This is a genomic window from Streptomyces cahuitamycinicus, from assembly GCF_002891435.1.
Lineage (GTDB): Bacteria > Actinomycetota > Actinomycetes > Streptomycetales > Streptomycetaceae > Streptomyces > Streptomyces cahuitamycinicus.
In genome coordinates this window covers 1-10,526 of sequence record NZ_POUC01000291.1, presented here as the reverse complement: position 1 = coordinate 10,526, position 10,526 = coordinate 1, and the positions used below count along the sequence as shown (strand labels likewise).

8 protein-coding genes are annotated in these 10,526 nt (G+C 69.9%); 5 read left to right on the top strand and 3 right to left on the bottom strand.

Annotated features, from left to right (window positions below; translation table 11 throughout):
• The first annotated feature begins 333 nt into the window (after positions 1–333).
• The 5 genes from C1J00_RS29960 (at position 334) to C1J00_RS29940 (ending at position 6,969) form a co-directional block, all read left to right on the top strand.
• Positions 334–1,623 carry an ABC transporter substrate-binding protein gene (locus C1J00_RS29960; RefSeq protein WP_102912122.1) on the top strand — a complete coding sequence of 430 codons (1,290 nt, stop codon included), beginning with the start codon at positions 334–336 and terminating at the stop codon, positions 1,621–1,623.
• Positions 1,623–2,624 carry a carbohydrate ABC transporter permease gene (locus tag C1J00_RS29955; RefSeq protein WP_180989739.1) on the top strand — a complete coding sequence of 334 codons (1,002 nt, stop codon included), beginning with the start codon at positions 1,623–1,625 and terminating at the stop codon, positions 2,622–2,624. Before C1J00_RS29960 ends, C1J00_RS29955 begins: the two co-directional genes overlap by 1 nt.
• Positions 2,621–3,502: a carbohydrate ABC transporter permease gene (locus tag C1J00_RS29950; RefSeq protein WP_102912121.1), complete on the top strand. Its 882-nt coding sequence runs from the start codon at positions 2,621–2,623 to the stop codon at positions 3,500–3,502. The genes C1J00_RS29955 and C1J00_RS29950 overlap by 4 nt, the downstream gene beginning before the upstream one ends.
• Positions 3,503–3,509: 7 nt before the next feature.
• On the top strand, positions 3,510–4,112 hold the full coding sequence (locus C1J00_RS29945; protein WP_102912120.1) for a hypothetical protein: 603 nt from the start codon (positions 3,510–3,512) through the stop codon (positions 4,110–4,112).
• 121 nt (positions 4,113–4,233) lie between these two features.
• Positions 4,234–6,969, top strand: a complete 2,736-nt coding sequence (locus tag C1J00_RS29940) for an exo-rhamnogalacturonan lyase family protein (RefSeq protein WP_102912119.1) — start codon at positions 4,234–4,236, stop codon at positions 6,967–6,969.
• A gap of 72 nt (positions 6,970–7,041) precedes the next feature.
• On the opposite strand, the gene C1J00_RS29935 is transcribed toward C1J00_RS29940, so the two are convergent.
• From C1J00_RS29935 to C1J00_RS29925, 3 genes are all read right to left on the bottom strand, one after another.
• Positions 7,042–7,248: a hypothetical protein gene (locus C1J00_RS29935; protein ID WP_102912118.1), complete on the bottom strand. Its 207-nt coding sequence runs from the start codon at positions 7,246–7,248 to the stop codon at positions 7,042–7,044.
• 11 nt (positions 7,249–7,259) lie between these two features.
• Positions 7,260–8,615 carry a type III PLP-dependent enzyme domain-containing protein gene (locus C1J00_RS29930; protein ID WP_102912117.1) on the bottom strand — a complete coding sequence of 452 codons (1,356 nt, stop codon included), beginning with the start codon at positions 8,613–8,615 and terminating at the stop codon, positions 7,260–7,262.
• A gap of 248 nt (positions 8,616–8,863) precedes the next feature.
• The coding region (locus C1J00_RS29925) for a helix-turn-helix domain-containing protein (RefSeq protein ID WP_102912116.1) at positions 8,864–10,526 on the bottom strand (1,663 nt) is incomplete at its 5' end.

The window sequence follows — 10,526 nt, the reverse complement described above, 5'->3', positions numbered from 1 at the left end:
CACAGAACCCCTCGCCCAACGCCGCATGGCCGAATCCGGCCCCTGCCGTCTGTAATCCCATCCCCCCCAGCCCACCGTCGTCTTTCGGTCGCGCCCGCAACCAACCCGATCCACTCCTGTTCGTTCGGCGCTTCGGACGGACGGCCGTCACCAGGGATGTCGTCCGGCTCCGCTTCCAGCCCCACCCGCTCGGCCCGCTCCGCAGCCTGCCCTGTCGGCAAGAAATTCTTGTCCGAATCATTGACGCACCCTCAGCCCCTCCGTACCTTGTGCCAGCAAGCGCTTACTTGAAACGATTCATGCGAGCGGGACGACGTGCGGGGAGGTCCAACCGTGGTGAACGGCAGGAATGTTGAGAGGCGTACCATCCTGAAGGCGGCCGGAGCCACGGCAGCCACGCTGGGGCTGGCCGCGACGACCGGCTGCGGTGGCGACGGAGGGGCCTCCGCCGACGGGACGGTGACGATCCGTTACGCGTGGTGGGGTGCGGAGGACCGCGCCCAGAGAATCACCAAGACCATCGCGCTCTTCGAGAAGAAGTACCCGAAGATCAAGGTGAAAACGGACTTCCAGTCTTATCTCGACTTCTGGAAGAAGTTCAACACCCAGGCATCCGGCGGAAATCCGCCGGACGTGTTCCAGAATGCGATCGGCTTCCTCCGGAAATACGACGCCAAGAACGTGCTGCTGGATCTGAGCGAGCAGGCCAAGGCCGGCAACCTCCGGATGGAGGGATTCCGCGCGGGCCTCGAAAAGTTCGGCGAGATCGACGGCAAGCTCCTGGGCGTGCCGGTGGGTTCGAACTCCATGGCCCTGGTCATCGACAAGCCCGTCTACACCCGCGCCGGCGTCAAGCCCGAGCAGGGCTGGACCTGGGACGACTTCGACGCCGCGATGAAGAAGATCCGTGACAAGACCGGCCGCGCCGGCGACAGCGGCATGTACGGCGTCATGTACCTCTACGACCTGTACCTGCGCCAGAACGGCAAGGCCTTCTTCACCGAGGACCGGCTCGGCTTCACCGAGTCGGACCTGACGGACTGGTGGACCAAGGCCGAGAAGGGCGTCAAGGACGGCATCTACGCCGATGCCAAGAAGGTCGTCCAGAACAAGCCCAAGTCGGCCGTCGCCGCCGAGCTCGCCGGTGGCGAGTTCACCTGGGACAACTTCACGGTCCGCTACACCGCCGAGGGCAAGAGCGAGTACGGCCTGGCGCCCATCCCGACCACGGACGGCAAGAAGACCGGCCAGTACCTCGGCTCGTTGATGCTGAGCGCCTCCAAGCGCACCCAGCACCCCAAGGAAGTCGCCCAGTTCATCGACTTCATGGTCCACGACCCCGAGGTCGCCAAGATCATGGGCTACGACCGCGGCGTCCCCGCGACCCAGGCCCAGTACGACGCGTACAAGCCGACCGACGAGGTCAACAAGGCGATAGCCGCCTACGAGGAGTCCCTCGTCGAGGCCGGAGTCCTGGAGCCCATCACGCCGCATCCGAACGGCGCGGACATCTGTGAGTCCGCGTTCCTGCGCATCGCCGAGGAACTCGCCCTGGGCAAGAGGTCGGTGGACGAGGCCGTCCAGCAGTTCTTCACCGAGTCGAAGACGGCTCTCGGCACCTGATGGGAACCACCGTGACACACGCCCCAGCGATGGAGGGCCTGACCCAGGACTCCGAGCCGCGGCACGGTCCGGTGAAGCCCGAGCGCCCCGCCGCCCTCAAGCGGCGGCGGCGCAGGGAGAACCTGGCCGGCTATCTCTTCATGTCCCCGTGGATCGCCGGGTTTCTGCTCCTCACGGCGGGCCCGATGATCGCCTCGCTCTACTTCGCCTTCACCGACTACAACCTGTTCGACGCACCGAAGTGGATCGGCCTGGACAACTTCTCCGAGATGTTCGGGGATCCGCGCTGGCGCCACTCGGTGCAGGTGACGCTCTGGTACGTCGCCGTCGGCACGCCGCTGAAGCTGCTCGCCGCCCTCGGCGTGGCGCTGCTGCTCGCCCAGAGCCGGCGCGGCCAGGCCTTCTACCGGGCCGCCTTCTACGCGCCGTCGCTCATCGGCGCGAGTGTCTCCATCGCGATCGTGTGGAAGGCGATCTTCTCGGACGACGCGGTCGTCGACCGTACCCAGAAGATCTTCGGGATCGACGTAGGCGGTTGGACCGGCGACCCGGACATGATCATCTACAGCCTGGTGGCGCTCACCGTCTGGCAGTTCGGCGCACCCATGGTCATCTTCCTGGCCGGCCTCAAGCAGGTCCCGCGTGAGCTGTACGAGGCGGCCGAGGTCGACGGGGCGGGCAAGCTGCGGCGGTTCTGGAACATCACGCTGCCGATGATCTCCCCCGTCCTCTTCTTCAACGTCCTGCTGGAGACGATCCACTCCTTCCAGATCTTCAGCTCGGCGTACATCGTGGGCGGCGGCGCCGGCGGCAACGCCTGTGGTCCCGCCGACGGTTCGATGGTTTACACCTGCTACCTCTACGTCCAGGGCTTCGAGAACAGCCGCATGGGTCTGGCCTCCGCCATGGCCTGGATGCTGCTCGTCGCGGTCGCCCTGGTGACGGCGGTGCTGTTCTGGTCCCAGAAGCGCTGGGTGCACTACGAGGAGGGCGCCCGATGAGTGCTCAGGCCACCGATGTCACGCCGCGAGGGGGCGGACTGCGGCACAGGCTGCCCGGCTCCATGGCCTGGCATGTCGGGTCCCTGCTGGTCCTCGCGGTGATCCTCTACCCGGTGATCTGGGTCATCGGCGGGTCCTTCAAGAAGAGTGAGGACATCGTCGGCAGCCTGGATCTCTTCCCGGGTGACCCGGTCGTCGACAACTACAAGAGCCTCGCCGACGGCATCGCCGACATCTCGGTCTCCACGTTCTTCTTCAACTCGCTCTTCCTCGCGGTCGGTTCGGTCATCGGCATCGTCCTGTCCTGCTCGCTGACGGCCTACGCCTTCGCGAGGATCAGGTTCGCGGGCCGCAATCTGCTGTTCACGCTGATGATCGGGACGCTCCTGCTGCCGTACCACGTGCTGCTCATCCCGCAGTACGTGCTGTTCCGCAACATGGACATGATCAACACCTACACGCCGCTGCTGCTCGGGAAGTACCTGGCCACCGAGGCGTTCTTCGTCTTCCTGATGGTGCAGTTCATGCGCAACATGCCCAAGGAGCTGGACGAGGCGGCCCGCCTCGACGGCTGCGGGCACCTGCGGATCTACTGGTCGATCGTCCTGCCGCTGAGCCGCCCGGCCCTGATCACCAGTGCGATCTTCACCTTCATCAACTCCTGGAACGACTTCATGGGCCCGCTGATCTACCTCAACGAGCCCGACAAATACACCGTCTCGCTCGGCCTGAAGATGTTCGTCGACCAGGAAGGGGTGGCCAACTACGGCGGCATGATCGCCATGTCGCTGGTGGCGCTGCTGCCGGTGCTCGCCTTCTTCCTCGCCTTCCAGCGGTATCTGATCGACGGCATGGCCACGTCGGGTCTGAAGGGCTGAGGCGGGCATGGCCGGGACACGGGTGAAGGCACGGGTGAAGGTACGGAGCGAGTCGGCACTGGCCGAGCGGTTCGCGGTGTTCGCCGAGTGCCTGCTGACCGGTGTGTGGATCGCGGTGGCCTCACTGGGAGTCGTCACCTATCCCGCCGCGTTCGCCGCCGGGGCGCGGCATCTGCGGCGCCGTACCGCCCATGAGCAGGGTGGCTGGCGGGAGTTCGTCGCCGACTTCCGCTCGGCCCTGCGCGGCGGGTGGCTCGCCGGGCTCGCCGGGTGGGCGGCGGTGGCCGCCGTCTGGGTGGACGTGCAGGCGGCCCGGGCGGGGATCCCCGGCGGGCCGCTCGTCGGGGCCGTCGGGGTCGTCGCGCTGATCGGGCTCGTCGTGGCCGGGCTGCGCGCGGCGGCGGTCTGGACGCCGGGCGCCCGCTGGCGGACGCTGCTCTCCGAAGCCGGGCGGCGGACGGTGCTCGATCCGGCCGGGTCCTTCCTGATCGTCTGCGGGCCGGCCGTGGTGGCCGTGTCCGCCTGGTTCGCCGCACCGCTGGCGATCGCCGTCCTCGGCGCTGTCGCGGCGGCGGCCGTCGCCGTGGAGGAGCGCTACCGGCACCGCTGAACGGCGGTGCCCCCCAAGCCAGGTCGGCGCTCCGGCGCCCGCACCTCTCTATGCCATGCCCCTGACCATCGCGTTCCGCACGGAACCGCTTCCCGCACGGACGAGGAAAGGCAGCATCGCCATGTCTCCCATCCCCCGCAGATCCCTCCTCAAGGCAGCCGCCGTCGCCGGAGCCGCCGCCCAGTTCAGCTGGGCGGTGGGGGCCCAGGACGCCCAGGCCGCGCCCGGAGCCGACCCCGCCGACGTGGACCCGGTGACCCTCGACTGGCTGGAGGACGGCGGCCTCGGCGCCGCACCCGGCTCCACCGTCGGCGTGCCCTGGCCCAAGGGCGCGTACCAGAAGGACCAGACCTTCGCGCTGACGGATTCCGGCGGCAAGTCCGTCCCCGTGCAGTCCTGGCCGATCGCCTACTGGCCCGACGGCTCCCTCAAGTGGACCGCGCACGCGGTCGCCTCGGGTGACGGCAAGCTCACCCTCGCCGCCGGGACACCTGCCGCTCCCGGGAAGAAGGTCACCGTCGAGAAGCGCGGCGGCACCATCGACATCTCGACCGGCGTCATCACCGCGAAGATCGGCAAGTCCGGCTCCACCATCGTCAAGTCCGTCACCCGCGGCTCCACGGAGATCGCGAAGAACGGCCGGCTCGTGCTGGTCCGCCAGCCCGAGATCGAGGACGAGGACCAGGGGGCGGTCAGGACCGAGCGCTTCGACGGCGCGATCTCCAAGGTCGAGGTCGAGCAGGCCGGCCCGGTCCGCGCGGTCGTCCGCGTCGACGGCAAGCACCGCAAGGGCGGCCGCAGCTGGCTGCCGTTCTCGATCAGGCTCTACTTCTACGCGGGCGCCGACTCCTTCCGCATGGTGCACACCATCACCTACGACGGCAAGCAGGAGCCGGGCAAGGCCAGTGGTGACTTCATCCGCGGCCTCGGTGTCCGCTTCACCGTGCCGATGCGCGACGAGTCGTACGACCGCCACATCCGCATCTGCGGCGACGGCACCGGACTGCTGCGCGAGGCCGTCAAGGGCATCACCGGACTGCGCCGGGACCCGGGCGCGGCCGTGCAGGCGGCCCAGTTCGAGGGCAAGAAGCTGCCCGACCCCGCCACCTGGGACCAGCGGGTGACGACCCGGCTGCAGTACATCCCCGAGTGGGGCGACTACACCCTCTCCCAGCTCTCCGCCGACGGCTTCACGCTGCGCAAGCGCACCAAGAAGGGGCATGGCTGGGTCGCCGCGGGCGGTGGCCGGCGCGCCTCCGGCTTCGGCTACGTGGGCGGGGCGAGCGGTGGGTTCTCCTTCGGGCTGCGCGACTTCTGGGAGAAGTTCCCCGCCCAACTCGACATCCGGGACGCCCACACCGACGAGGCCGAGGTGACCCTCTGGCTCTGGTCGCCCGAGGCGCAGCCCATGGACATGCGCTTCTACCACGACGGCATGGGCCAGGACACTTTCCCGGAGCAGCTCGAAGGCCTCAACATCACCTACGAGGACTACGAGCCGGAGTTCGGCACCCCGTACGGCATCGCCCGCACCTCCGAACTCCTCTTCTGGGCCAACGAGACGACCCCGACCCCCGACCGGTTCGCCGAGCAGGTCGAGGCCGTCCGCGTGCTGCCCCAGCTGGCCGCCCCGCCCAAGCAGCTCATCAAGGCCAAGGTCTTCGGACCGGGGATGTACTCCGAGCCCGACCGCTCCACCCCGGCCAAGGCGAAGATCGAGGACCACCTCGACTTCCTCTTCACCTACTACAAGGACCAGGTGGAGCAGCGCCGCTGGTACGGCTTCTGGGACTACGGCGACATCATGCACACCTACGACACGTTCCGGCACCAGTGGCGCTACGACATCGGCGGCTACGCCTGGGACAACTCCGAGCTGTCGCCGGACCTGTGGCTCTGGTTCGCCTACCTGCGCTCCGGCCGCGCCGACATCTTCCGCTTCGCCGAGGCGATGACCCGGCACACCGGCGAGGTCGACGTCTACCACCTGGGCAAATGGGCGGGCCTCGGCACCCGGCACGGCGTGCAGCATTTCGCCGACAGTGCCAAGCAGCAGCGCATCGCCAACACCACCTACCGGCGCTACTACTACTTCCTCACGGCGGACGAACGCGTCGGCGACCTCATGCACGCCAACGTCGACTCCGACGAGACGTTCCTCGCCCTCGACCCCCTGCGCAAGATCCGCACCGAGCCGTACACGCCCGACCGGCACGCCCTGTCGATCGGCTTCGGCACGGACTGGAGCGGTCTGGTGTCCGCCTGGCTGACGGAGTGGGAGCGCAAGGGCCCCAAGTGGGAGAAGGCCAAGGCCCGCGTGCTGTCCACGATGGAGACCATCGCCGCCCAGCCCAACGGCTTCGTCCAGGGCAGTGGCCTGTACGACCTGGACACCGGGAAGTTCGCCGTAGCCAAGACCGCCAAGGTGGAGGTCTCGCACCTCTCGGCCGTCTTCGGCCTCAACGAGCTGTGCGCCGAGCTCATCGACCTGGTCGACATGCCGAAGTTCAACGAGGCGTACTTCGACTACTGCCGCTACTTCAACGCCACGAAGGCCGAACAGGCGGCACGCTACGGCTCCAACTTCGGCTCCCTGCTGCTCTTCCAGGGCCACTCGCGCCTCGACGCGTACGCGGCCGTCAAGACCGGGGACGAGAAGCTCGCCAAACGGGCGTGGGAGAAGTTCTACAACTCCGACGGCTACAAGGAGTCCGCACCCTGGCGGACGGAGAAGGTGAGCGGCCCCGTCGCCCTGGTGCCGGGCAGCGAGGCCACCTGGGTGGCCACGAACGACACCGCGCTGTACGGCCTCGCCGCCATCGAGAACCTGGCACTGCTCGGTGACGAGATGCCATAGCGGAAAACGCAACAAGCGGACAGCCGGAACGAGCGGTTCCCGTGGCGACGCCTCGGCGGGAACCGCTCGTCCCTAGTCGATGATCTGGTTGAAGAACAGGACGGCCGGGGCCACCACCCCGCCGCCGACGCTCACCGCGACCGGCCACACGTGGCCGGCCATCGCCGCCAGGACGGTGGCACCGATGCCGACCAGGGCCGCCAGCAGGAAGACGATCGCGGCGCGCTGACTGATGAGCGGTCCGTCCCGGCCGGGCCCTCGGCGGTCGGCCTGTGCCACCTCGGTGCCCCCTACCCGACGCCGTGAACGGGTTCGTACTCCGGCTGTCGCCCGGGGACGCCGTGGCCGTCCGGGCCCGGTACGTCCCACGGATCCTGCGCGGGACGCAGAAGTTCGAAGCGGACCCCGCGGCCGTCACCGCTCGTCCGGACCCCGTACACGGCGGGTTCGGGCAGGCTGTTGTAGTGGAAGGGCGTCGAGAAGTAGTAGGCGCCGGTGTCCGGGACGGTGATGAGGTCACCCGGTTCCAGGAGCGGCAACGCTCGGTCACGCGCCAGCAGGTCCCCGGCGAAGCAGGCGGGTCCCGCGATGTCCTGGCGGACCGGTCCGCCCCGCTTTGCCGTGCCGCTCCCGTCGTGCGCCTCGATCCGCAGCGGCCAGGCGTCGGGGTTGAACACCGTCCGGGTGGCCACCTGCACACCGGCGTGGGTGACCGCGATCGGCCGGCCGCCCATGCTCTTGGTGTACTCGACGTACGCGGCGGTGAAGCCGTTCTTGGCGAGGACGGACCGCCCGAACTCGGTGACGATCTCGTACCCGCCGGAGAACAGGGCGGGAGCCTGGGCACGCAGCTGCCGGACGTACGTGTCGAAGGTCGGCGCGGTCACGTCGTCGGCGAAGTTGACGGGCAGTCCGCCGCCGATGTCGATGCCCACGACCTGGCGTCGTCCGAGCGAGGCGTTGACCTCCTCGGCGAACGCCACGGCCTGCCCGACCCCGCCGGCCATGAGGTCGAGCGGGCAGCCCTGTGAACCGGCGTGTGTGTGCACCCAGGTCAGCCACGGGTGGTCGTGGTAGGCGCGCAGCAACCGCTGCCGGCTTCCCGGGTCCGCCAAGGGGACGCCGAACTTCGAGGTGCTGGTCGCCGTGCTCATCGCGGCGATGCTGCCGCCGCCGAGCTGGGAGTTGACGCGCACCCCGATCCGCGAGACCGGGGCGCGGCCGCCCAGCGCCCGGTCGATCCTCGCCAGTTCCTGGTAATTGTCCGCGTTGACGGCCACACCCAGGTCGAGGGCGTGCCGCAGTTCGGCCTCCGTCTTGGCGGGGGAGTCGAAGACGATGCGGTCCGGTGCGAATCCGGCTGCCAGCGAGCGGGCCAGCTCACCCGCGGTGGCCACCTCGCAGCCCATGCCGAGCCGCCGCAGCTCCGCCAGCACCGGCACCAGGCAGTTCGCCTTGGCGGCGAACGCGTGCAGCACACCCGGCGCGGAGGGGAAGGCGCGGTGCAGGGACGCGACGGTCGCGGCGACCCCGTCGAGGTCGACGAAGGCGGCCAGCTGGGACCGGCCGGAGTCCAGCAGTCCCTGCAGCACCGCTTCCTTCAGGATCCGTTCGCGCCGCTCGGCGGCGGGGGTCAGTCCGGTCATGGTGAACCTTCCGGTGTCGTACGCGAGGCGCCCGGGACCGCCCCGGGTGGAACACCAGGCTGCCGCCCGCACCGGGACGGCGTCTTCGTCGAGTCGTCAAAGACCCGCGCCTCACCTACGGTGGCCGGGAGCAACAACTTCTCTGCCGGACTGAGGAGTTGTGCGATGCGACAGAAGGGAGGCCCTTCGATGGTGGCCCCCGCCGAACGACGCCCGGCGCGTGCCCGCTCACCCTCGGGGCCGGACGCTCAAAGGCGTGCGCCGTCGGCCCCTCCACTCAGACGCAACTGCACCTGGGCGAGCAGCCGGGCGTCGGGACTCTCCAGGTCCAGCCCCGACACCTGCCTGATCCGGCGCAACCGGTAGCGCAGGCTGTTGGCGTGCACGCCCAGCGCGCGCGAAGCGGCGGACACGTCACCGAAGTGGTCGAGGTAGGCGCGCAGTGTCTCCACCAGGCAACTGCCGCCGTGACCGGCGTCGAACTCCCTCAGCCGGGCGACCGAGGTCCGCGGCGGCAGCGTCACGTCGCGCAGGGCATCGACGACCTGAAGGATGCCCACGGTGTCCGCGACGTCCTCGCTGCGCGCGACGGCGTGCGGTCCGGCGGCCGCTATGAGCGCCTGCAGGGCCCGTTCGGCCGACCGGCGTGATGCGGGCGCCCCTGCCAGGCCGGGAGCCACGTCGCCGAGCCCTACCTTCACCGGCGAGCCGACCGTCGCCGACAGCTGATCGGCCAGCGCGTTCCCTAGCCGCCTGACCTGGCCGTCGGCCCGCTGGGCGTCACGCTCCAGCCCGCTCACCAGAACCCAGGCCCCGCCGCCCGCCGGGACCGCCACGACGCGGTGGCCCAGGGCCGCGCAGTGCAGGGTCAGCAGGCCGTACAGCCCGGACGGGCCGTCGTTCCCGGGGCGGCCGGACCCGAGGCCCACCGCCAGGACGGCACAGGGCTCCCGGGGCGGCAGCGAGGCCCGCTCCGCGAGCACCTCGACCGATCCGCGGTCCTCCAGCAGCGCCCGGGCCGCATCCCCCACCAGCCGGCCGTCCGAGCTGTGGGTGCGGTGATGCAGCAGGTGGGCGGCGGCGGTGCGGGCCGCCGCGCGCAGCGTCTCCGCGGCGTTCGGCGACAGCGGGCGGCCGGCCACCGCCGCCACCCAGATGGACCCGAGCGCCTCTCCGCCCGCCCGCACCGCGCCCACCAGACGCTCCGGATCCTGCCCGTGGGCGGGCCGGTGCAGCACATCGCCCGCACCCCACAGCGCCTGGAAGAAACCCGCCTCCCGCATGGCCGCCACCCGCCAGGGCGGCACACGTCGGCCGAGGATGGTCAGCCGGCGCATCTCGTCCACGTTCTCCTCGGTGGACGAGTACGCCAGCACCCGCGACTCCGTGTCCTCGATCGTCACCGAGCCTCCCACCAGGGCGGCCACCGCATCGGCCAGTGAGTCCAGATCGCCCAGGGGCACACCACTGGTGGCGGGCATCGGGGGAGCGCCCGCTGCGGCCAACCCGGCTCTCAGCACTCCCACGAGCTGTGCCCAGGTGCACCAGGCGGTGCGGAAGAGCACCGCCGTGCCGCTCTCCTCCGCGGCCGCCCGCAGCGCCCGCGAGGTGGGCTCCGGCCGTCCCGGGCCGAACACCACACCCGCCGCTTTGGTCTCACCGGCCCGGCGGACCACGTCGACCGCATGCGCCGAGCCCGGATCGACGCCGACAGCGAGCAGTAACTCCCGCGGTCTGATGACGGGTTCCAGGGCGTCCAGCACATGCACACCGGTGACCCGCGTCCGCAGTCCCCCGGGGGCCGTGTGCAACTCCACGGCTCCCACGCCCACCACCGAGAGCAGGCGCTCCAATGTTCCCTGGTCCCCGGCGCCCGCGTCCCGGCCCGGCGATTCCCCCAGGTCCGTCATG